Annotated in this window: 21 protein-coding genes and 1 pseudogene; 8 read left to right on the plus strand and 14 right to left on the minus strand. The window is 71.3% G+C overall.

Translation table 11 applies throughout. The features are described 5' to 3' along the window. Positions 1 to 114 precede the first annotated feature (114 nt). From ACIRA5_RS42935 to dhaK, 6 genes and pseudogenes are all read right to left on the minus strand, one after another. A pseudogene (locus tag ACIRA5_RS42935) lies at positions 115 to 381 on the minus strand (transcriptional regulator); the annotation flags it as partial. Further along, positions 345 to 773, minus strand: coding sequence for a cytosine permease (locus tag ACIRA5_RS42940; protein ID WP_403700811.1), 429 nt, complete (start codon positions 771 to 773; stop codon positions 345 to 347). The gene ACIRA5_RS42940 and the pseudogene ACIRA5_RS42935, both read right to left, overlap by 37 nt. After that, positions 658 to 2,370, minus strand: coding sequence for a dihydroxyacetone kinase family protein (locus ACIRA5_RS42945; RefSeq protein ID WP_403700814.1), 1,713 nt, complete (start codon positions 2,368 to 2,370; stop codon positions 658 to 660). Before ACIRA5_RS42945 ends, ACIRA5_RS42940 begins: the two co-directional genes overlap by 116 nt. Positions 2,371 to 2,910: 540 nt before the next feature. Next, on the minus strand, positions 2,911 to 3,447 hold the full coding sequence (locus ACIRA5_RS42950; RefSeq protein WP_403700817.1) for a putative PEP-binding protein: 537 nt from the start codon (positions 3,445 to 3,447) through the stop codon (positions 2,911 to 2,913). Further along, the gene (gene dhaL / locus ACIRA5_RS42955; protein WP_403700820.1) at positions 3,444 to 4,070 is read right to left on the minus strand and encodes a dihydroxyacetone kinase subunit DhaL; all 627 of its coding nucleotides are present in this window, start codon (positions 4,068 to 4,070) and stop codon (positions 3,444 to 3,446) included. The genes ACIRA5_RS42950 and dhaL overlap by 4 nt, the downstream gene beginning before the upstream one ends. 128 nt (positions 4,071 to 4,198) lie before the next feature. Further along, positions 4,199 to 5,191 carry a dihydroxyacetone kinase subunit DhaK gene (dhaK, locus tag ACIRA5_RS42960; protein ID WP_403700822.1) on the minus strand — a complete coding sequence of 331 codons (993 nt, stop codon included), beginning with the start codon at positions 5,189 to 5,191 and terminating at the stop codon, positions 4,199 to 4,201. 728 nt (positions 5,192 to 5,919) lie between these two features. On the opposite strand from dhaK, the gene ACIRA5_RS42965 reads away from it, so the two are divergent. Then, positions 5,920 to 6,423, plus strand: a complete 504-nt coding sequence (locus ACIRA5_RS42965; protein ID WP_403700825.1) for a Rieske (2Fe-2S) protein — start codon at positions 5,920 to 5,922, stop codon at positions 6,421 to 6,423. A gap of 18 nt (positions 6,424 to 6,441) precedes the next feature. Here ACIRA5_RS42965 and ACIRA5_RS42970 read toward each other — a convergent pair whose 3' ends face one another. Further along, a complete protein-coding gene (locus ACIRA5_RS42970) occupies positions 6,442 to 7,080 on the minus strand; it encodes a cysteine hydrolase (RefSeq protein WP_403700828.1) in 639 nt (212 codons plus the stop codon). Positions 7,081 to 7,233: 153 nt separating this feature from the next. Between ACIRA5_RS42970 and ACIRA5_RS42975 the strand changes: the two genes are divergently transcribed. Next, positions 7,234 to 7,701: a pyridoxamine 5'-phosphate oxidase family protein gene (locus ACIRA5_RS42975; protein ID WP_403700831.1), complete on the plus strand. Its 468-nt coding sequence runs from the start codon at positions 7,234 to 7,236 to the stop codon at positions 7,699 to 7,701. Positions 7,702 to 7,865: 164 nt separating this feature from the next. Here the strand turns inward: ACIRA5_RS42975 and ACIRA5_RS42980 are convergent, their stop codons facing one another. Beyond that, entirely contained in the window at positions 7,866 to 8,768 is a 903-nt protein-coding gene (locus ACIRA5_RS42980; protein WP_075032545.1) for a LysR family transcriptional regulator, read from the minus strand. A 74-nt stretch (positions 8,769 to 8,842) separates the two neighbouring features. Between ACIRA5_RS42980 and ACIRA5_RS42985 the strand changes: the two genes are divergently transcribed. Further along, the gene (locus ACIRA5_RS42985) at positions 8,843 to 9,778 is read left to right on the plus strand and encodes a DMT family transporter (RefSeq protein ID WP_403700835.1); all 936 of its coding nucleotides are present in this window, start codon (positions 8,843 to 8,845) and stop codon (positions 9,776 to 9,778) included. 53 nt (positions 9,779 to 9,831) lie between these two features. Here the strand turns inward: ACIRA5_RS42985 and ACIRA5_RS42990 are convergent, their stop codons facing one another. Further along, positions 9,832 to 11,163, minus strand: a complete 1,332-nt coding sequence (locus ACIRA5_RS42990) for an aminotransferase class I/II-fold pyridoxal phosphate-dependent enzyme (protein WP_403700837.1) — start codon at positions 11,161 to 11,163, stop codon at positions 9,832 to 9,834. 35 nt (positions 11,164 to 11,198) lie between these two features. Here ACIRA5_RS42990 and ACIRA5_RS42995 point away from each other — a divergent pair, with 35 nt between their 5' ends. After that, entirely contained in the window at positions 11,199 to 11,888 is a 690-nt protein-coding gene (locus tag ACIRA5_RS42995) for a pyridoxamine 5'-phosphate oxidase family protein (RefSeq protein ID WP_403700840.1), read from the plus strand. A 58-nt stretch (positions 11,889 to 11,946) separates the two neighbouring features. Here ACIRA5_RS42995 and ACIRA5_RS43000 read toward each other — a convergent pair whose 3' ends face one another. The 3 genes from ACIRA5_RS43000 to ACIRA5_RS43010 all read right to left on the minus strand — a co-directional run bounded on the left by ACIRA5_RS43000 (position 11,947) and on the right by ACIRA5_RS43010 (position 14,858). Continuing rightward, positions 11,947 to 12,945 (minus strand): DMT family transporter, encoded by a 999-nt coding sequence (locus ACIRA5_RS43000; RefSeq protein ID WP_403700842.1) that lies wholly within the window; start codon positions 12,943 to 12,945, stop codon positions 11,947 to 11,949. 229 nt (positions 12,946 to 13,174) lie between these two features. After that, on the minus strand, positions 13,175 to 14,185 hold the full coding sequence (locus ACIRA5_RS43005; protein WP_352053080.1) for an EamA family transporter: 1,011 nt from the start codon (positions 14,183 to 14,185) through the stop codon (positions 13,175 to 13,177). 46 nt (positions 14,186 to 14,231) lie between these two features. Beyond that, positions 14,232 to 14,858 (minus strand): Clp protease N-terminal domain-containing protein, encoded by a 627-nt coding sequence (locus ACIRA5_RS43010; protein ID WP_403700845.1) that lies wholly within the window; start codon positions 14,856 to 14,858, stop codon positions 14,232 to 14,234. A gap of 210 nt (positions 14,859 to 15,068) precedes the next feature. On the opposite strand from ACIRA5_RS43010, the gene ACIRA5_RS43015 reads away from it, so the two are divergent. Then, the gene (locus tag ACIRA5_RS43015; RefSeq protein ID WP_403700848.1) at positions 15,069 to 15,272 is read left to right on the plus strand and encodes a hypothetical protein; all 204 of its coding nucleotides are present in this window, start codon (positions 15,069 to 15,071) and stop codon (positions 15,270 to 15,272) included. A 95-nt stretch (positions 15,273 to 15,367) separates the two neighbouring features. After that, positions 15,368 to 15,796 (plus strand): SRPBCC family protein, encoded by a 429-nt coding sequence (locus tag ACIRA5_RS43020; RefSeq protein WP_403700850.1) that lies wholly within the window; start codon positions 15,368 to 15,370, stop codon positions 15,794 to 15,796. 101 nt (positions 15,797 to 15,897) lie between these two features. Here ACIRA5_RS43020 and ACIRA5_RS43025 read toward each other — a convergent pair whose 3' ends face one another. Further along, positions 15,898 to 16,551, minus strand: a complete 654-nt coding sequence (locus ACIRA5_RS43025) for a helix-turn-helix transcriptional regulator (protein WP_403700853.1) — start codon at positions 16,549 to 16,551, stop codon at positions 15,898 to 15,900. 175 nt (positions 16,552 to 16,726) lie between these two features. On the opposite strand from ACIRA5_RS43025, the gene ACIRA5_RS43030 reads away from it, so the two are divergent. Further along, positions 16,727 to 17,542: a PhzF family phenazine biosynthesis protein gene (locus tag ACIRA5_RS43030; protein ID WP_403700856.1), complete on the plus strand. Its 816-nt coding sequence runs from the start codon at positions 16,727 to 16,729 to the stop codon at positions 17,540 to 17,542. Positions 17,543 to 17,640: 98 nt separating this feature from the next. On the opposite strand, the gene ACIRA5_RS43035 is transcribed toward ACIRA5_RS43030, so the two are convergent. Continuing rightward, positions 17,641 to 18,441: a CPBP family intramembrane glutamic endopeptidase gene (locus tag ACIRA5_RS43035; protein WP_067379079.1), complete on the minus strand. Its 801-nt coding sequence runs from the start codon at positions 18,439 to 18,441 to the stop codon at positions 17,641 to 17,643. 199 nt (positions 18,442 to 18,640) lie between these two features. Between ACIRA5_RS43035 and ACIRA5_RS43040 the strand changes: the two genes are divergently transcribed. Beyond that, positions 18,641 to 20,410, plus strand: a complete 1,770-nt coding sequence (locus ACIRA5_RS43040; RefSeq protein WP_403700859.1) for a substrate-binding and VWA domain-containing protein — start codon at positions 18,641 to 18,643, stop codon at positions 20,408 to 20,410. Positions 20,411 to 20,441 lie beyond the last annotated feature (31 nt).

Here is a 20,441-nt window from a genome sequence, read left to right on the forward strand (position 1 = left end):
GGGCGGGTCGACCTGGACGACGCCTGTCACCGACATCCGTCCCTCTGCTGGGACCTCGTCGAGCTCCGTCGCGCGGCAGGGACGGCGTGAACTGGCGGTGACGCGACCCACCGCTCAACTCGGGCCTACGAGCGTTCCGCCAGGGCCCCTCCCCCGGCGGTGGTAGCGATCCAGCATGGCGTCGTCGGCCGCGGGCCCGACGGTGAAGGCGTAGGTGTCGCTGCCGTCGAGGCGGCGGCCGGTCGACGCGTCGACGACGACGGGGTCGACCTCCTCGCCCGTGGCCGTGTCGATGAGGACCATGCTCCGTCCCTCCCGTGCGAGGCGGGAGTTGCCCCACGCCGTCAGCGCCACGATGACCGGCCACAGGGAGCGCCCCAGCGCGGGGGCGGTTTTCCGCCTATCAGGTCCCTCCCGCGGCTAGCAACAGGCGGGGAGACGACATTGGCGGCGATGTTCACCGACAAGGTCGCCACCATCACGATCAGCAGCGCGAACAAGGCACCGACCGTGTTGCTCATCTTCGCACTCAGCGCGATCGGATCCCAGATCGGCGCCCCGTAGACGGCCTGGGAGCCGGACGTGACCCGGGTCCTTGTCCGCAGGCAGGTGTAGTAGGACCCTGGCGGTTGTGGGCGTGTTCCGCGCCGCTGCGCGTCAACAGGCTGTGATGTGCTGTGGGTTGGGCAGGCGGGTGGCCGTGTCCGGCTCGTAGACGTGCGCGAGCGCGATGAACAGGAGGGCCACGCCCAGAGCGCCGGGGTCGGGAACACCGATGGCGCGCTCGCCCACACAGCTGGCGCGACCGCGCCGCGGTGCGAGAGACGCCGTGTTCAAGGCGCCCTGGATGGCGGCTTCGGCGGCAGTGGTGAAAGGGCTGTCGGCCGAGTCGCGGGCGGCCGTGTCCAGCGTGTCCGCGGCAGGCGAGAGCGCGTCCATGAGGGTGCAGTCGCCGACTTCGGCCCCGCCGACGCGGTGGATGGCCGCGAGACTGGAGGCGGCCGCGTCGGCGACGGCCCGTGCGTGCGGCGCGTGGTGGTCCGTCCAGGACACGACCGCGAGCTGTTGGAAGAGGAGCCCGAAGAGGGGGCCGCTGGTGCCGCCCACATCGTTCAGGAACGCCCTGGCCAGAGCAGCCATGCTGTCAGTTCCCGACTCGTTCAGTGTCAGGGCCTGCCGCACGCCGCCGACGAGGTTGTCGCCGAAGTCGCCGTCACCGACGAGCTGGTCGAGCGTGGTGAGGTTGTCACGGGCCTGGGAGACGATCTGCCAGAAGCGGCCGAGGACAGCCCGGCCGGATGGAGTGGGGATGCCAGTCGGCGCCTGACCGGCGGTCGGCTGGACGCCGGCGGATGCCTCGGTGTCCGCCGTCAGGGTGCGGGAGGAAAGCACGAGCGGGGTGTCGGTGGGTGCCGTCCACAGCTCGACCCACTCCGGCTTCATGCGAGTGAGGGTGATCGAGAAGCCGGCCATGTCCAGGGCCGCGGTGAAGGTGCCGGGCACGATGGCCAGGGGCTGGACACCGCGAGTGGTGAGCACGTCGTGCAGGAGTGAGCCGATGGCGTGAAGTTCCAAGCTGGTTGTGGCACCCAGCCCGTTGACGACGGCCAGCACCTGGTCCTGCCCGGCGGGCAGGGCGGCGAGCAGGTCGTCGGTCATCTGCCGTACGAGCTCGTCGACGGGGCGGTGCTCGATGGTGCCGGTGCCACGCTCGCCGTGGATCCCGACGCCGTACTCGAGCGTGCCCGAGCCCAGGGCGAAGGCCGGTTCACCGGTGGCAGGGGAGGTCTGGACTCGGGCGGCGACCGCCAGGCTGCGCGAGTGCGCCGCGATCTGTGCCCCCAGGGTGGTGAGGTCGTCGAGCTTGGCGCCCTGGTCGGCGAAGGCGCCGAGCAGCTTCTCCACGACGACCGTGGCGGCGGTGCCGCGGCGACCGGTCGCGGTGTCTTTGTTGTCGGTGGCCAGGTCGTCGTCGACCAGGACGGTGTCGACGGGAATCCCGTCGTGGCGCAGGCGTTCCGCGGCGATCTGGAAGTTGATCACGTCGCCCGTGTAGTTCTTGACGATGAGCAGGACGCCGTTGCTCTTGGCGGCGGCCGCGCCGGCCTCGTAGATCTGCCGGTTGTGCGGGGAGGCGAAGATCTCGCCGGGGCAGACGGCGTCCAGACCTCCGGGCCCGAGCAGCCCGGTGTGCAGCGGCTCGTGTCCGGAGCCGCCGCCCGAGACCAGGGCGACGGTGCGGCCCGGATTGCTGGAGCGTGCTCGCAGGTAGAGGGGGTCGCGGTGCACCTCGATCAGACCGGGGTGGGCCAGGGCCAGCCCGTGCGCGGCGCTGGCAACAGTGTCGGTGGGCGGGAGGAAGTACGTCATCAGGGGTGCTCCGTGAGGTTGTGCGGTTGGATGGATCGTTGAGGATCACGCACCGAGCAGGCATGGGCGGGATCGGCCAACTCGGTGGGCTCGTCCGGCTTTGGCGGCTCAGGAGAACACGACGTCCACCCAGCGCCGCGCGGTGACAGCGGCGAGGGCGACAGCGTCGCAGGTAGTGCCTCTGACGGCCGTTGGCCAGGGCTTCTTTGACGATGACCGCGCAGCCGGCGGCGTGCGTCTCGGCGCTGGCGCTGGCGCTGGCGCTGGCCGCCGAGCGTTGCAGCAGGTGGTACCTGGCCTGGACGCGGCCGAACAGCGGCGCCCAGGGTGAGCGTCAGCGCTGCGCGGATGGTGTCCGCTTGGCGGGGGCCGCGTCCACCGGCTCGAAGACCCGCTCCTCGAAGTCGTCAGCGGACGGCACGCGGGGATGCGATCCGGAGTGTCACATTCATAGGAGAAACCTTCGTGGCAGTGCGTAGGGGCTCGGGCGCTTCATGCCGCCGCACGCCCGGTGGGTGCCGACAGGAGCGGGGCGCAAGGTCACGGCGGGGATGGCATGCACTGGGTGATGACGAGCTGCCAGACATCCGCGGCCGTGTCGAGACCGAGGGCGGTGTCGGCCACATCGGCGCAAGTGGGCAGGGTCAGACGGCGGACGCGGGCACGTACGTCGTCGAGGGCGGCGGGCGCGACGGACAGGGTGTCGCAGCCGAGGCCGACCAGGAGCGGAACGACGAGGGGATCGGCGGCGGCGTCTCCGCAGACCGACACCCGTCCGCCGTGCCGGTGCGCGGCGGTCACGGCCGCGGCGATCGCGTTCAGGACGGCGGGATGCGCGGCCATCGCCGGGGTGGCGGCGATGTCGGCCTCATCGGGCTCGCCCTGTTCGCGCAACGAGGCTGACAGCGACATGAGATGGCCTGCTACCGCGTCGAAGGAGTCGATGATCTGGCGGACCGGGTCGGTATCCGTCCTTATGGGCAGAGCCCTGGCCACGGGCCGGTCGGTGCGGTGCAGGAGCCCCAAGGCGATGCCGGGGGCTGCCGCTTGGCCGGGAAAGCAGCGGCGATCGGTCACGTCGTGGCCGCCACGTCGGCCAGAGCACGGAAGATCAGGGCCGTCGAGGTGGCACCCGGGTCCTGGTGGCCGACGCTACGGGCTCCGAGGTAGGAGGCTCGGCCTTTACGTGCCTGCAGCGGAGTCGTGGCTCGCATGCCCTCCTCCGCGGCTGCCGCGGCTGCCGCAGCGGCAGCGGCGAAGTCGTCGCCCTGCCGGGAGCGTTCCTCGAAGGCGGCGACGGCGGGCGCGAAGGCGTCGATCATCGTCTTGTCGCCAGGGCTGGCCGTGCCCAGTTTCTGGACGCTCTCCAACGCGGCCGCCAGCGCCGCCGCGAACGCGGCCGGGTCGGCGACGGCGACGTCCAGGTGCTTGCCCAGGGCGCGGAACGCACCGCCGTACAGCGGGCCCGAGGCGCCCCCGATGCTGGAGATCAGGGTGGTGCCGGTCTTGACGAACACGGCTCCGGCCGTGCCCGCGGCGAGGTCGCTCACGGCCGCGGCAGCAGCGGTGAAGCCGCGGTCCAGGTTGGTCCCGTGGTCGGCGTCGCCGATCGCCGAGTCGAGTTGGGTGAGGTGGTCCTTGTTCTGGCCCACAGCGACAGCGATGGCCTGCACCCATGCGCGGGCGCGATCGATATCCATGGGGTTCTCCGTTCGGTGATCGGGTTCGTGCGGCGGCGGTGAGGGGACGAGCCGGAGGCGGGGCGGGGAGGCACAGCCATCTCTTCCCGGGCCGTGTGCTGTGCCCACATCCCGCCTCCGGCCCGGCCCTAGACCCCCCAGCGCAGCGCCGGGGTGTTCACTGGCGCGTCCCACAGGGCGAGCATCTCGGCGTCCGCCCTGCACAGAGTGATGGAGACGCCGGCCATGTCCAGGCTGGTGACATAGTTGCCGACCAGGCTGCGGGCGATGGTGACCTTCTTTCCCGCGAGCACGGCGGCCACCTCGTTGAAGACCACGTACAGCTCGATGAGCGGGGTCGCCCCCAAGCCGTTGACCATGACGATGGTCTCCTCGCCGGCGGCCGGCGGCTGGTCGTCGAGGATGGCGTCCATGCAGTCGGCCACGATGTCCCGGGCGGGGCGCATCTTCTCGCGTCGGCGGCCGGGTTCGCCGTGGATGCCGACGCCGATCTCGATCTCGTCCTCGCCCAGCTCGAAGCCGGGCCTGCCCGCGGCGGGAGTGGTGCACGCGCTCAGCGCCACCGCGAACGACCTGCTCGCCGCGTTCACCCGCTTGGCCATCTCCGCGACGGACGCGAGGTCACCGCCCTGCTCCGCCAGAGCACCGGCGATCTTCTCGACGAAGAGTGTGGCGCCCGTACCGCGCCGCCCCGCAGTCCACGTGGAGTCCTGCACCGCGACATCGTCGTCGACCGTCACGGTCTCCACCGTGATGCCCTCGTCGTCGGCGAGTTCCACTGCCATCTGGAAGTTGAGGCGATCCCCGGTGTAGTTCTTCACGATGAGCAGCACGCCCGCACCGGCGTCGACCGCCTGGGCCGCGGTCAGCATCTGGCCCGGCACAGGCGAGGTGAACACCTCGCCGGGACACGCGGCGTCCAGCATCCCGGGCCCGACGAACCCGCCGTGCAGCGGCTCATGTCCGGAGCCGCCGCCGGAAACGAGAGCCACCTTGCCCGGCCGCGTACCGCCCGCCCGGGTGATCACCCGGTAAGTCGGCGATCGGCTCGATGGCGACGATGCGTCCGGCGGGCCCGACCATGCCGGAGGCCGGCACGGTGAAGTACCCGGTGTGTGCACCCGCGTCCACCATCATCCAAGCAAAACCCCAGCCCGAGAGGAGACCGCAACACCCAAGATCCGGACCATTCCCGGGCCAGCGAGCCTGCCAAAGTCCCGAAGCTCGCCATCTACGTTGGTCAGCGACTCATCGCCTGTGTACCACCAGCAGACCAAGAACCCGCTGGCAGAGCTCTGTTCTACCTGTGCCAGTCACTCACCGCGCCTACGGCAACGCCTGAGATCGACTGGCTTCCCCGTCGCCACTGCCCCGCAGCACGGCCAACTCTGGGGTGAATCTGGGGAGTACGGACGGTGCTGGGGAGCGCGTGGGGAGAATCGACTGCATAACGCGACACGAACCTGAAAGATGCTGAAACAAACACCGGTGCAGGTCAGAGACATCGATGGCCGCATAGGCACAGGTCAGTGCCACCTAGTGGACAACTTCATGACGTACGTCCCGAGATCGTCGCCCTCGACGAGCCCCAGCAGCGAGCCGCCCTCACGCAGCGGCGTGATGGAGCGGGTCACGATGACTTCCTTGAGCATCGCCCCAGGCCACTGGGGTGGTCACGGCCACTGGACGCGACCCGTGGGCGCCCGCGGCGGCGGTGTCCCGAGCAGACCGGCGCGGCTGTCGAACCGCTGTCGATTCGGTCAAGAACTCCTCAGCTCCTGAACAGGGCAGACGGGCGGACCGTACCTCTGTACGGATCACCATCACGTCCGTTGAAGGGAATGTCAGCATGACCAGCGAATCGCTTCACCCCGTTCCGGCCCCGGCCCGCCGCACCGTCGTGGCGGCGGTCGGCACGGCGGGACTCGCCGTCGCGCTGACCGCGTGCGGGTCGGACAACAAGTCCTCCGACTCCACCAGCTCCAACTCCGGCTCCGGCGCGAGCGCGAGCGCGAGCAGCGGGGGTACCGGCGGGGGCGACAACGCCGCGGCGGGCAACGCGGGCGGCACGGTCCTCGCCAAGACCACCGACATCCCGGAGGGCGGCGGCAAGGTCTTCGAGTCCCAGGGCGTCGTCGTCACCCAGCCGACCGCGGGCACCTACAAGGCCTTCTCCTCCAAGTGCACCCACCAGGGCTGTGCGGTGAAGGGCATCGCGGACAACGTGATCACCTGCCCGTGCCACAACAGCCAGTTCTCCGCGACCGACGGCAGCGTGAAGAAGGGGCCCGCGACGCAGCCGCTGGCCGCCGCCAACATCACCGTGGACGGGGACTCGATCAAGCTCGCGTGACACGGCCGGGGCCGCGCCTCAGCGGCGCGGCCTCTCGAAGCAGGCCAGCACGTCATCGGTCGCCGTGATCGTGGCGACCAGGGCGAGCGTGTTGCGGATCAGCGCGGGGGTGTAGTCGGAGGGCACCCCCGCGATCGCGTCCGCGGGCACCACGGCGTTGTAGCCGCGGTTCACGGCGTCGAACACGGTGTTGGGGACGGCCACGTTGGCGGAGACTCCGGTCACGACGAGGGTGCGACAGCCCAGGTTGCGCAGCAGCGCGTCGACGTCGGTGCCCGCGAGCGGGGACAGGCCGTGCAGGCGACGTACGACGAAGTCCTCCTCGGCGACCTCGATCGGCGGCGCGACGCGGACCGCGGTGGTGCCCGACAGTTGTTGCACGGGCAGCCGTTCGGCCGCGCGGAACAGGCGGGCGTTGCGGTTGGCCCCCCGCCCGTCAGGCCGTCGCTCGGCGATCGCGTGGATCACCTGGACGCCGCCGCGGTGGGCACCGGCCACCAGCCGGGCGATGTTCGCGAGCGCCCCCGACGACCGGGCCTCCTTGGCGAGTTCGGGCAGTGCGCTGTCCGGGCCGACGACACCCTGCTGGCATTCCACGGTGAGCAGAACGGTCCCGTCCGGATCGAGGAGTGTGCTGAGCTGTTCACGCGGCGGCATGACTCCCCTTGTCGTCGAGGGTCGGGCGGGCGAGCGTAACGAGCATTGCGCAAGGACGGAAGACGGCCCATGCTTTTCTGACGCACTGTCAGAGGATCTCTGTCGACGCGGAAGATCGACGCATCAGGTCGACATGAAAGAAGAGGTGATCGCATGACCGTCACTCAGCGCAGAGGCCGGAAGATCATGATGACCCCCGGCGAGCTGGACGAGTTCCTCACCACCCAGCGCACCTGCCGTGTCGCCACGGTGTCGAGGGACGGCGCCCCCCACGTGAGCGCGCTCTGGTTCGTCTGGGACGGCACCTCGCTGTGGCTGTACTCCGTGGTACGCAGCAAGCGCTGGACGGAGCTGAGCCGCGACCCACGGGTCGCGGTGGTGATCGACACCGGTGAGGACTACGGGGAACTGCGCGGCGTCGAGCTGTCCGGCGCGGTGGAGTTCGTGGGCGAGGTCCCCCGCACCGGGGAGCTGTGCGCCGAACTCGACGTCCCCGAGACCTTGTTCGCCCGCAAGAACTTCGGCCTGGAGGAAATGCCGCACGACGGCCGCCACGCGTGGGCCCGGCTGACGCCGACAGCCATAGCCTCCTGGGACTTCCGCAAGCTGCCGCCGCTCTAGGACATGGGCGGGCGCGGCCATGCCACCGCGGAGCTCCCCTCAGCCGCCCCGCACCGCGCGAGGCGTCGACAGCGCCCATCGCCGCGGGGCCACAGCGACCGGCCCCGCAGCGCCACGTGTCCAGGCCGCCCCGCCACCACGCAGGTCACCGCCCAGGTCACCGCTCAGCCGATGCTCTCCCCCGCCGCCCGCAGCGCCGCGACCGCCGCTCTGATCGACGGGCGGCGGTCGGCGTCCGCGCGCCAGATCACGTAGACATGCCGCCGGACGGCCTGCCGCAGTGGCACCGTGACGACTCCGTCCGGCATCGGATGGCGCCCGAGCAGCGGCGCGATGCAGACGCCGAGCCCTGCGGCGACCAGGCCGAGCTGGGTGTGCGTCTCGGCGGCGCGATGGCCGATGTGCGGCTCGACGCCCCGGGAGCGCAACGTGAACATCAGCCACTCGTGGCAGAACTCGCCCTCACCCCAGGTGATCCACTCGTCGTCGGCGAAGTCGCCGAGGTCGACCTCCGCGCGGTCCGCGAGCCGGTGGCCGACCGGCATCGCCACGTCGGCCGGGTCGTCGAGGATCGGGGCCTTGACCAGGCCGTCGGGCAGCGGCATCGGCTTGTTGTACCAGTCGAGCACCACCGCCAGATCGAGGTCGCCCCGGATCACTCCGGCAACCCCGGCCTCGGGCTCCAGCTCGCTGGAGCGCACCCGCAGCCCGGGGTGATCGGCGCGCAGCGCGGCGAGCGCGGTGGGGAACAGCCCGCGCGCGGCGGTCGGAAACGCGGAGAGCCGCAGCTCACCGACGACCTGACCGCGCTGGGCCTCCAGGTCGGACTGGGCGAGCTCGACCTGCGACAGGATGCGCGCGGCATGCTCGGCGAGCAGCCGCCCGGCATCCGTGAGACGCACCCCGCGCCCGTTCTTCGCGAGCAGCTGCTGCCCCACCTCGCGCTCCAGCTTGGACATCTGCTGGGACACGGCCGACGTCGTGACGTGCAGTCCCTCGGCCGCACCGCTCACCGAGCCGTGCCGGGCGAGGGCGTCGAGGGTGCGCAGACGCTCCAGATTCAACATGTAAGCAATACTACGAGATATTGCTCGGTAAATCTCGCTTGTGCTACGAGATGGTCTGGTCCATCGTTACGTCCATGAGCGCCGTGACCACTCCCCGAAGCGACACCCCCACCTCCACGACCCCCCGCCGCCGCACCGCCCTCGACTGGCGGATCCGCTTCGGCGCCCTCTCACTGATCTGGGGTTTCAGCTTCCTGCTCATCAAGGTCGGCACGGAGGGCTACGCGCCGTTCCAAGTCACCTTCGGACGGCTGCTGTTCGGGACGGCGGTGCTCGCGGCGGCGATGGCGGTGAAGCGGGAGCGACTGCCGCGCGGGGCCCGCACCTGGGGCCATCTCACGGTCGCGGCCTTCCTGCTCAACGCACTGCCGTTCTCGCTCTTCGCCTACTCCGAGCTGACGATCCCGTCCACGCTCGCGGGCATCTGCAACGCGACCTCGCCCCTGTGGGGCATGGCCCTGTCCCTGGTCGCCCTCTCCGAGGACCGTCCGACCCGGCGCAGGGTCGCCGGTCTCGGCATCGGCTTCCTCGGCGTCCTGACGGTCCTCGGCATCTGGCAGGGCTTCCACGGCCTGGACGCCACGGGCACGCTGATGGCCCTGCTGGCCTCGCTGAGCTATCCGATCGGCTGGATCTACGTCCGCCGCACCCTGGCCGGCACCGGCCACTCGCATCTGTCGATGACCGGCGCCCAACTACTGCTCGCCACTGCCCAACTGGCCCTCGTCACCCCGCTGTTCACCACGCTGCCGAGCCGCTTCCCGGTCGTCCCGCTGCTCGCGATCGCCGCCCTGGGGGCCCTCGGCACGGGCCTGGCCATGCTCGTCCAGTACGGCATCGTCGCCGAGGTCGGCCCGACGACGGCCCAGATGGTCACGTACTTCATCCCGGTGATCGCCACCGCCGCGGGCGTCGCGATCCTCGGCGAGTCGCTGAGCTGGTCCACGCCGGTCGGCGCGGTGATCGTCCTCGCCGGCGCCGCGCTCACCCAGGCCCGGCCGCGCCGCTGACCGAGCCCTCAGGGCGTACGGACCGACTCACACCCAGCCGCGTACGGACCGACTCACACGTAACCGCGTGCGGGCGCCGGTCCGACGGCGGAGGCGACGGCGTCCGCCAGCGGCTCGATGTCGTCCGGCGTCAGAGTCGAGACGGTGATCCGTATCCCGGGCGGCGCGCTCATCCGGAAGCGCGCCCCGGGCGCGACCGCCCAGCCCGCGTGCAGCAACCGCGCGACCGCTCCCGTCTCGTCCGGGACGGGGATCCACACGTTCATCCCGCTGCGCCCGTACGCCTCGATGCCACGCCGCTTCAGGGCGTCGATCAGCGCGTCCCGGCGCCGCCCGTACGCCGCCGTCACGGCCGTGACGTCCACCGCGCCGTTCGCCCACAGGTGCACGACCGCCCGTTGCAGCAGATGGCTCACCCAGCCGGGCCCCAGCCGCTGCCGCCCGTGCACCCGGTCCATGGTGACGGGGTCCCCGGTGAGGACGGCGAGCCGCAGGTCGGGGCCGTAGGCCTTGGCGACGGAGCGTACGAAGGCCCAGTCGCGGGTCACCCCGGCCAGGGGGTGCAGCGGCAGGTCGACGATCCGATGCCCGTGGTCGTCCTCGACGAGCAGGACGTCCGGGTTTTCCTTCAGCACGGAGCGCAGGGCACGCGCGCGTGCGGCACCCACCGCGGCGCCGGTCGGGTTCTGCGCCCGGTCCGTGACGATCAGCGCGCGGGCACCGGCCTCCAGGGCATGGCGTACGTCGTCGGGGACCGGCCCCTCGTCGTCGACGCGCACCGGGACCGTGCGCAGCCCGAGGGCCGGGGCGAGGTCGAACACGCTGCCCCAGCCGGGATCCTCGACGGCGACGGCGTCCCCGGGCTTGAGATGGGCCGCCAGCACGCGCTCGATGGCGTCGAGCGATCCGGAGGTGACGACGACGGGCCCGTCGGGCACGCCGTCCGCGTCGAGATCGGCGCGCGCGAGCCGCTCCAGCTCCGCCTCGACGGCGGCCTCCCCGTACATCACGGGATCCCGGTCCGACCGTCCCGCCGCCGCCGCGAACGCCTCGGCGAGGGCGGGCAGCAGTGCCGGGTCGGGGTTGCCGTCGGCCACGTTCCGCACGCCCTCCGGCACCTCGACCCGGATGTAGTCGCGTCCCGTCGTGGCGGGCTTCGAGCGGATCCGGCTGCCTCGCCGCCCCGCGGTCTCGATCACCCCGCGTTCGCGCAGGGTGCGATAGGCGGCAGCGACGGTGTTGGGATTCACCCCGAGCCGCTCCGCCAACTCCCGCATGGGTGGCAGCAGTTGCCCAGGTTCGAGGTCCCCGCTGCCCACCGCACGCTCGACGCTCGCGGAAATGTCCGCTGCGCGACGCCCTTCGATCCGATACTCTTCTAGCACAAAGAAGATTATGCACTAGTGCAATGGAGAGCGCAATGTCGGAGACGAGCACTCAGCCCGGGACGACGCGGCCCGCCGCCTACACCCCGACCGATCGCACCGTCCCCACCCGTTCCAAGGAGCGCGCCGCGTACGACCACGAACTGGTCCACGCGATACTCGACGAGGGGTACGTCTGCCACCTCGGCTTCGTCCGGGACGGCGCGCCGGTCGTGCTCCCCACCCTCTACGGACGGGTCGGCGAGCGCCTCTACGTACACGGCTCGACGGGTTCACGCCCGCTGCGGATGACCGGTCAGGCCGACCCCGGGCTGCCCGTCTGCCTGACCGTGACCCATGTCGACGGTCTGGTCCTGGCCCGCTCCGCCTTCCACCACTCGATGAACTACCGCTCCGTGGTGGTGCACGGCATCGCCCACCAGGTGACGGACCCGGACGAGAAGCGGGAGGCCCTGGACGCGCTGGTCGACCAGGTCGTCCCGGGCCGTTCGTACGACTCGCGCCCTGCCAACGCCAAGGAGCTCGCCGCCACCGCCGTGATCCGCCTCGACCTGAACGAGGTCTCCGCGAAGCTGCGCACCGGCGGCCCGAACGACGACGCGGAGGACCTCTCCCTCCCCCACTGGACCGGAGTCGTCCCCCTCACCAAGGGTCACGGCACCCCGATCCCCGCCGACGACCTGGCCCCCGGCATCGAGCTCCCCGACTACCTCACGACCCTGTGAGGCCGAGGCGGCCGAGGCACCGGGCGGGGTCCCCCCCCCGGCGCCTCGGCCTCATGCCTCATACCTGCCGCATCCCTCGGACGAGCGCCCGTTCCTCCTCGGGCACCCTCCGGGTGTCGCCGCGGATACCGCGCGTCTCGGCCACCGCGAGCCCCGCGACCGAACCCAGCATCAACAGGGTGCCCACGAGCGTCGTCACGGTCAGTCGTTCGCCGAGCAGACCGACGGCCAGCACGGCCGCGCTCACCGGCTCCAGGAGCATGATCACGGAGACGGTCGCGGACCGGACCACAGCGGCGCCCGCGAAGAACAGGGCGTAGGCCAGCGCCGTGGGGACGGCGGCGATATAGACCACCAGGGCCAGCACGTGGGCCGGTTGGGCGGTGTGCGGGACCAGCCCCTCGGCCAGGCCGAGCGGCAGCAGGCAGACGGTGGTGACGGCGAACGTCCACACCGTCGTACCGGAGCCGTCGGCGCGGCCGTCGCGTCCCCACCACCGGGTGAGCAGCGTCATCGTGGAGTATCCGGCCGCGGACACGACCGCGAGCACGACGCCCCAGGGCCGCACCGTGGCGCCCCCGGCGCCCAGTGCGAGCACCGCGAGCCCGCCGAGCGCTCCGGCGACTGCGGCGCTCCCGCCGCGCTCGAGCCGCTCCCCCAGGGTCAGTCGCGCACCCAGGGCGATGAGCACGGGCCCGGCGCCCAGGGTGACGACCGTCGCCACCGCGAGTCCGGTGGCCTCGACGGCGGCGAAGTAGGCGGTCTGGAAGACGGCGAGCCCAAGGCCGGTGACACCGATCCGCAGGGCCTTGCGGCCCAGCGGCTCCCTGGTGGCCGGCGCGACCCGTCGGCGCCACCGCCGGTGCCGCGGCAGGCGCACGGCGAGCAGCAGCACGAGTCCGCCCGCGCAGCGCCAGAAGGAGAGGGCGATCGGCCCCATGTCACTGGCCCGGTAGACCAGTGACGCGGCCGCGCCCGCGGTGCCCCAGGCGGCACCGGCGACGATCAGATAGAGGAGGCCTCGCCCGAGGGGCAGGCCGGAAGCAGCTTGCGACACGTGTTTCTCTCCGCGGATACGCGCGGCCGCGCACAAGGCAGCCGCGCAGAAGTTCGGGAAGGACCACATCGCAGCCCGTGCCCAGCGGGCAGGGGCGTACGGGAAGGTCCTCGGACTTCTTCTGCGGGCAGCGCCGTGCCACCTGGCACCAGGCCGGGTGGGAACTCCGGAGGGCCCGCCTCAGGCGGCAGGAGGCGGCAGAACGAGCGTCGAAGGCATGGTCAGCACCTTAGACGGCGGTTCCGTGGATCGACAAATCCCTCTCGGCGTCGCTCCCGCCGCTCGCGACCGGCCCGTCCGAGGGCTTCGCGGGCGCCGACGACTGTGCGATGAACGCGCCGATCAGCACCACCGCGCCGCCGAGGATCTGCGGCGCCGAGAGGTGTTCGCCGAGCAGGACCCAGGCGAGCACGGTCGCGATGACCGCCTCCAGGCAGGCCACGACGCCCGCGACCTGCGGGGAGAGCCTGCGCACGGAGAGCACTCCGGTGACGTAGGCGACGACGGTCGCGATCAGCACGATCCAGCCGAGCAGCAGGGAGGCGGCGACGGAGGTGCCGTTCATGTCCGCGCTGCCCCCGAGCAGCGACCAGTCCATGGTCCAGGGACGTGCGACGACCGTCAGCACGAGGGTGCCGACGAGCAGGCCGTACGCGATGACGCCGAGGGGGTCCGGTGCCTCCTCGCCCGCGTCGCTGCCCTGGTCGGACAGGACGAAGTAACCGACCTGGCAGCAGGCGGCGCACAGCGCGAGCAGCAGCCCGACGGCGTCGAAGCTCAGTCCGGACCACACCTGGACGACACAGGCGAGCCCGCCGACCGCGAGGACGACTCCGAGCGCCGCGGCGCGTGTCACGGGCCGGCGCTGCACGAACCGCACCCAGCCGAGCACGAGCGCCGGCGCCAGGTACTCGACGAGCAGGGCGACACCGACGGGGATACGGGAGATCGCGGCGAAGTAGCAGGCCTGGACGCCCGCCACGGCGAGCAGTCCGAACCCGACGAGCAAGGCGGGGCGCCGCCGTACGAGAGCGCGATGGCGCACGGCCAGCGGCAGCATCAACAGGGCGGCGCCCGCCACCCGCAGCCACACCACGTGGAGCGGGTCGAGCCCCGATTCGATCAGCGGCTTCGCCGCTACACCCGATCCGCCGAAGGCGACCGCCGACGCGAGCGCGAGGCCCAGCCCGACGCCCTTCCCACGGTTGTCCTGACTGCCCTGAGAGGTATGCACCGGCACATGATGACAGGCGACGACATGAGCGTCACCCCCGATGACACCTGTCTCAACGATTGGACTGGCAGCCCGGGTCGCCGCCGGCGTACGTCTCGAAGTCGAGGCGGAACTCGCACGCGAACTCGTCCTCGACGTCGAAGGCGTTCTCGATGCGCACGAGCAGCGTCCGGGCGTCCACGCCGGCCCGTCGCAGTACCTCGACGGCCCGCGACTGCGGATCGGTGACGATCGAGGCGAGCAGATCGAGACAGCGGGCCCGTTCGTCGCCCCGCCGTTCGGCGCGCTCGCACGCGCTCTCCATGGCTCCGGCCGCCACCGGCGACCATCCCGCCTCGGCCACGACCCGCGACCAGCCCGCCGCGGCCACGACCGGAACCGCCCCCGAGTCCTCGACGCCGCTCTGCCAGCGCAGTCCGTAGCCGATACTGCGCTGCACGAGATAGCCGAGCAGCCGCGCGACCTGCGGGACGCCGTCGAAGACGGCGCGCACCTGGGGGTCGGCCTCCAGCAGTGAGTGCAGCAGATGGGCGGTGTCGATCTGCCGGTCGCCGTCCCGCAGCGCCCGCCTGCGTGCGCCGGAGACCACCGACGCCAGCTCGGCACTGAGCCTGGTGTCGGGTTCCGTGCGGTGGGAGCCGCTCTCGGCGGCGGGCTGATGGGGGATACGCGGTGGCACAACCCCTACCCCATCAGTCCCGGCGACCCGGGTCATCCTCGGTGGGCAGCATCTTCACGTCCCACACAGGGTGGGCTTCCGCGAGTACGCTCTCCTCCTTACGGATGACTTCGCACCGTTTCTCCCCCAGGGTTCCCCCTCAGGGCGCGCGCCGCCTTGCTTCGCGCCCCGTACGCAACCGCGCCGCTTCTGCTCTCGTCCCTCGGTGGCATGGAGCGCAGGTGCTGGCTGGTCGCCCTCCCCGCGGTCGACGGCAGGCAGTACGTGTACCGGGTGTACGCCCCCGAGGACGCGCCGCTCGCCGACCTGTTCTGGGAAGCGTGGCACTGTCACGACGAGGGACCCTTCCCGCGCGCCTGGGACCTGTTCGACGCGGCGGCGATACGCCAGGTGGGCCGAGTTCACAATTCCTGACGGTTCATCAGTATTGAATGTTCCGAGGGCTGCGGCTACGTTCCGCGACACCGTAGCTGCGCCGGGCGCAGCGCCTGACACGAAGGGGTGGTCGCATGGCCGAAGTCAGCGCGGAAGCACGCATCGAGGCGCCTGCCGAGAAGGTCTGGGCGCAGCTCACGGACTTCTCCTCGTACGGCGAGTGGAACTCGACCCACACCAACTTCCCCAAGGGTGGCCCCTCCTCACTCGAGGTCGGCGGCACCTTCCAGGAGAACATGAAGCTCATGGGGTTCCCGGCCGAGGTCGAGTGGACCATCGAGGAACTGGAGCCCGCCCGCATCCTGGCCATCCGCGGCAAGGGTCCGATGGCGGTGACCGTCGCCACCCGCTACACCCTGACCCCCGACGGCGACGCCACCTCGGTGCGGATCGACGGGGAGTTCACCGGCGCGGCCGTCTCGCTGATGGCGGGCAAGCTCAAGGACTCGGCGACGGCCGCCCTCAACGAATCGCTGCGCAAGCTGGCCGGACTGGTGACCTGAGTCCCGCGCCTGCCCCGGGACGCGCACCCAGCCCCCGTACATCGACAGGCGCCCCGCGGAAACACTTCCACGGGGCGCCGTCAGATACCACAGCATGCCCGTCAGCCCTCGTCGGCGAGGATCAGGTACAGCTTCTTGCGGGCTTCGTTGATGACCGCCAGCGCCTTGTCGCGCTGGTCCTTGCTGCCGGTCTTCCAGACCTGGCCGAAGGCCTCCATGAGGCCGAAGCCGGCCTGCCGGATCTCGTGCAGCGTCTCCCAGTCGACCCCGCGCCCGGCCTCTTCCCACGGCGCCTCGGGGCCCGCCTCGGCCGCTTCGCGGCCTTCGTCGGTGAGCGAGAACAGCTTCTTGCCGCCCTCGGCCGCACTGGTGATGAGGCCCTCGTCCTCCAGCAGCTGGAGGGTCGGGTAGACCGAACCCGGGCTGGGCTTCCATGCCCCGCCGCTGCGCTCGGCGATCTCCTGGATCATCTCGTAGCCGTGCATGGGCCGGTCCTTGAGAAGGGCCAGGATCGACGCGCGTACGTCACCGCGTCGCGCCCTGCCGCCCGGACCGCCCCGGCCGCCACGCCGGCCACCCCAGGGGCCCGGCCCGAAGCCGAACCCGGGGCCGCCGGGGCCACCACCCGGACCACCCGGACCGAAGGGCCCGAAAGCCCCGCGCCGCCCTTCGAAGCGGCCCCGGTCACGCGGACCCGGCCCACCGTGTCGGCCATGTCCACGTTCGAATCCAAATTCCTGTCCTTGGGGACACATCGCCATCACTCCATTCGTTCGTTGATCGGTCGCGATGCGTCAACGATATATCGGAATAGCTCGCCTGCCAAGACCCCAGGATCCGGGCAGGTCAGGGGGCCGGACGGCCACAACCGGTCCAGATCCACGGAATTGGCCTTGTCCCGCGGCCTGCTCGGGCCGCTAGCGTCGGGGCATGCGGATTCGAATCGTCGACGCCTTCACCGACCGTCCCTTCACGGGCAACCCGGCCGGGGTCCTCCTTCTCGACCACGACACCTTCCCCGAGGACAGCCGGCTCCAGAGCGTCGCCCTGGAGGTCAACCACGCGGAGACGGCCTTCGCGCACCGCCTTCCCGAGGGCGGCGACGCCGACTGGGCGCTGCGCTGGTTCACCCCCGTCGCCGAGGTCGCGATGTGCGGGCACGCGACCCTCGCCACCGCACACGTCCTGCGCACCACGGGCGCCCACACGGGACCGGTGCGGTTCGCCACGCTCAGCGGCGTACTCATCGCCACGCCCCACGAGGACGGTTCCCTGACGCTGGACTTCCCCACCGCTCCGCTCACCCCGGTCGAGGCCCCGGACGGCGTCGCCGAGGCCCTGGGCGCCGAACCGCTCACGACCTTCGACACCGGCCCGAACACCGGCGACCTGCTGATCGAGGTCGCCGACGAGAAGACGGTCCGGGGACTCACCCCCGACCACAAGGCCCTGGCCCTGTACTCCGAGCGCGGCATCATCGCGACCGCCCGCGCCGAAGACCCCTCCCAGGGCTACGACTTCGTCTCGCGCTGCTTCTTCCCGAACATCGGCATCGACGAGGACCCGGTCACGGGCAGCGCCCACACCGCCCTCGCTCCCTACTGGTCCGAGCGCCTCGGCCGCCCCGGCCTCACCGGCCTGCAGGCCTCCCCGCGCTCCGGCCTCGTCCGCACCGAGCTGCGCGGCGGCCGTACGCTCCTCACGGGCCAAGCGGTCACGGTCATCGAGGGCGAGCTCCTCGCGTAGCGACGCACGAAAAAGCCGTACAAGAAAGGGGCGTACGAGACTCTCGTACGCCCCTTTCGGACCCGCTCACGCCGTCGGACCCGCTCACACACCGCCGCTCAGGCGGTCGGCAGCCAGCCCACCTTCCCCGCCAGCAGCGCGTATCCCACGAACGCCCCGATGTCGAGCAGCGAGTGCGCCACCACGAGCGGTCCGACCCGGCCCCACCGCCGGTACAGGTAGACGAAGACCACGCCCATCGCCATGTTCCCGATGAAGCCGCCGATGCCCTGATACAGGTGGTACGAGCCGCGCAGCACCGCGCTCGCCACCAGCGCGGTCCCCGGCGTCCAGCCCAGCTGCCCGAGCCGGCGCAACAGGTACCCGACGACGATGACCTCCTCCAGTACGGCGTTCTGCACGGCCGACAGGATCAGGACCGGGTACTTCCACCACACGTCGGGCAGCGCTTCCGGCACCACGGTCAGGTTGGCGCCGAACCCACGGGCCGCCAGGTAGAAGGCGATGCCCGTGCTACCGATCACCGCCGCGATCGCGGCCCCCCGCCCGAGGTCGGGCCAGGGCCGCGTACGGTCGAACCCGATCACACGCAGCCCCTTGCCCTCCCTCATCAGGAAGTGCGCGACCAGGGCGACCGGGACCAGGGCCGACGCGATACCGAACAACTGCCATGCCAGATCCAGCCAGGGGCGACCCGGTGCGGCCGAAGCGTTGAGAGTGGCCGCCTGATCCTTGAGACCCCCCGGTTTGGTGACCGACCCGACAAAGCTGATCAGCGCGGACACTCCGCTCGCCCCGAGCGACAGGCCCAGGACGAGCAGTGTTTCGTCCCGAAATATCCGTCGCGTCAGCCGCTCCTCGGGAAAAGAATCGGCCACCGACCCCGCCTCCACCTGCACTCCCGCCTCCAGTTGAGTAATCCCGCCTCATCCCCATCTTCGCCCCGCTAGGGTCTCGAAAGAAGTTGCGAAGATCGTGCGCGACAGGCCGTCGGGGGGACGGACGCCGTACGGGCGTACCTCCCCCTCGCCTTCTGCCTCACGGCCGTTTCTACGGCTTTCTCGCGACTCCGGCTCATCCAGGGAGGGCACCACCGTCATGGGACGTCACAGCTTGCCCGATGCGTACGGGGCGGGCGCGGCCGACCCCCGTCCACGCGCACGCCGCCGTACGGTGGCCATCGCGACGGTATTGGTGCTCACGGTCGCCGCGGGCACGGCGGTCGCGGTCCGCGGTGGTCTGCTCTCCTTCGGCTCGTCCTGCCGGGACAACGCCGTGCCCCTCAAGATCGCCGCGTCCCCGGACATGGCGCCCGCCCTCAGGGCCGTCGCCGAACACGCCCGCGACCACAACATCACCTCCGACGGCCACTGCATCGCCGTGACCGTGACGGCGCGCGAGTCGTACAAGGTCGCCGACGCCCTGAGGTCGGGCAACAAGTCCGACGTCCAGGCGTGGGTGCCGGACTCCGCCCTGTGGGTGAACCGGGTCAGTGGTGAGAGCAACGCGACCCGGGTGACCGCGGCGGGCAGCGTCGCCTCCTCGCCGGTCGGCGTCGCGATGGTCCCGTCGGCCGCGAAATCGCTGGGGTGGCCCGAGAAGACGTACACCTGGACCCAGTTGGCGGGCGCCGCGCTGCGGGACGACCGGCTGAGGCTCGGTGCGGCCGACCCGGTGCGCAGCGCGGCAGGCCTGCTCGCGCTGACCCAGCTCAATACCGCCGCGGCCACCATCAAGGGAGGTGACACCCAGGCGGCGGCCATGGCGAAGACGCTCTCCCAGCGCACGGCCGCCAGCGACAGCCAGGTCCTGGACACTCTCCCGCGCGACTCCTCCGGCACCGAGCAGGGCAATCCGCAACGCAACCAGGCGCTGATCCTCTCCGAGCAGTCGGCGTTCGCGTACAACTCCTCGGCCGGCGGCGGCGCCGGACTCGACCTCTTCTACCCCAAGGACGGGTCGCCGCGACTCGACTACCCGTTCACCCTGGTCGACGAGTCACGGCTGAACACCGACACGAGCCGTGCCGCCCTTCGGTTCATGGCGCTGCTCGGCGAGCCGGACGGGCAGCGGATCCTGGAGCGGTACGGGTTCCGCACGGACGACGAGAAGGTCTCGCCCGCGCTGGTCGCCAAGGCCGGGGGTCGAGCCCCGCAGCCGTTCGCGCGCGCCGCGCCCGAACCCACCCCGGCGAAGGCGGTCGACGAGGCACTCGGCACGTGGACGATCACGGTGCAGAGCGCCCGGATCACCACGGTCGTCGACGCCTCCGCGTCCATGGCACAGCCGGTGCCGGGCACCGGCCAGTCCCGTATGGACGTCACCAGGGCCTCCCTGCTGCAGGCCCTCGCGACGTTCACCTCGGAGGACGAGATCGGGCTGTGGAAGTTCTCCACCCGCCTGGACGGCAACCGCGACTACCGGGTGCTCGTGCCCACACAACGCCTGGGCGACCGCAAGGGCAACGGCACCCAGCGGGACAGGCTGTCGGCGGCGTTCAGCTCCCTGTCTCCCGTCCCGAACGGCGCGACGGGCCTGTACGACACCACACTCGCCGCGTACAAGGCGGCCACCTCCTCCTATGTCAAGGGGAAGTTCAACGCGCTGGTGCTGCTGACCGACGGCGTCAACCAGGACCCGGGAAGCATCTCGCGCTCCGCCCTCGTCACCCAACTGCAGAAGCTCACCGACCCACAGCGCCCGGTGCCGCTCATCGCCATCGCCGTGGGCCCGGACGCCGACAAGGCGGAGGTCCAGGAGATCGCCAAGGCGACAGGCGGCTCCGGCCAGCAGGTCAACGACCCCACGCAGATCCATTCGGTGATCCTCAGGGCGATCGTGGCGGCGGGCAGCCAGAGCCAAGGCTGACACCCCAAAACAAGCCACCCCCAGGGGCCAT

The organism is Streptomyces sp. NPDC096311 (assembly GCF_044763085.1).
Classification (GTDB): Bacteria; Actinomycetota; Actinomycetes; order Streptomycetales; family Streptomycetaceae; genus Streptomyces.

What these genes read in the sequence shown, in the direction of transcription:
- ACIRA5_RS42965 (WP_403700825.1), top strand. Translation starts at nt 5,920, where the DNA reads ATGACCAGCGAATCGCTTCACCCCGTTCCGGCCCCGGCCCGCCGCACC.
- ACIRA5_RS42945 (WP_403700814.1), bottom strand. Translation starts at nt 2,370, where the DNA reads ATGACGTACTTCCTCCCGCCCACCGACACTGTTGCCAGCGCCGCGCAC.
- ACIRA5_RS42995 (WP_403700840.1), top strand. Translation starts at nt 11,199, where the DNA reads ATGTCGGAGACGAGCACTCAGCCCGGGACGACGCGGCCCGCCGCCTAC.
- ACIRA5_RS42985 (WP_403700835.1), top strand. Translation starts at nt 8,843, where the DNA reads ATGAGCGCCGTGACCACTCCCCGAAGCGACACCCCCACCTCCACGACC.
- ACIRA5_RS43040 (WP_403700859.1), top strand. Translation starts at nt 18,641, where the DNA reads ATGGGACGTCACAGCTTGCCCGATGCGTACGGGGCGGGCGCGGCCGAC.
- ACIRA5_RS43030 (WP_403700856.1), top strand. Translation starts at nt 16,727, where the DNA reads ATGCGGATTCGAATCGTCGACGCCTTCACCGACCGTCCCTTCACGGGC.
- dhaL (WP_403700820.1), bottom strand. Translation starts at nt 4,070, where the DNA reads ATGGATATCGATCGCGCCCGCGCATGGGTGCAGGCCATCGCTGTCGCT.
- ACIRA5_RS42975 (WP_403700831.1), top strand. Translation starts at nt 7,234, where the DNA reads ATGACCGTCACTCAGCGCAGAGGCCGGAAGATCATGATGACCCCCGGC.
- ACIRA5_RS42970 (WP_403700828.1), bottom strand. Translation starts at nt 7,080, where the DNA reads ATGCCGCCGCGTGAACAGCTCAGCACACTCCTCGATCCGGACGGGACC.
- ACIRA5_RS43025 (WP_403700853.1), bottom strand. Translation starts at nt 16,551, where the DNA reads ATGTGTCCCCAAGGACAGGAATTTGGATTCGAACGTGGACATGGCCGA.
- ACIRA5_RS43020 (WP_403700850.1), top strand. Translation starts at nt 15,368, where the DNA reads ATGGCCGAAGTCAGCGCGGAAGCACGCATCGAGGCGCCTGCCGAGAAG.
- ACIRA5_RS43015 (WP_403700848.1), top strand. Translation starts at nt 15,069, where the DNA reads ATGGAGCGCAGGTGCTGGCTGGTCGCCCTCCCCGCGGTCGACGGCAGG.
- ACIRA5_RS42980 (WP_075032545.1), bottom strand. Translation starts at nt 8,768, where the DNA reads ATGTTGAATCTGGAGCGTCTGCGCACCCTCGACGCCCTCGCCCGGCAC.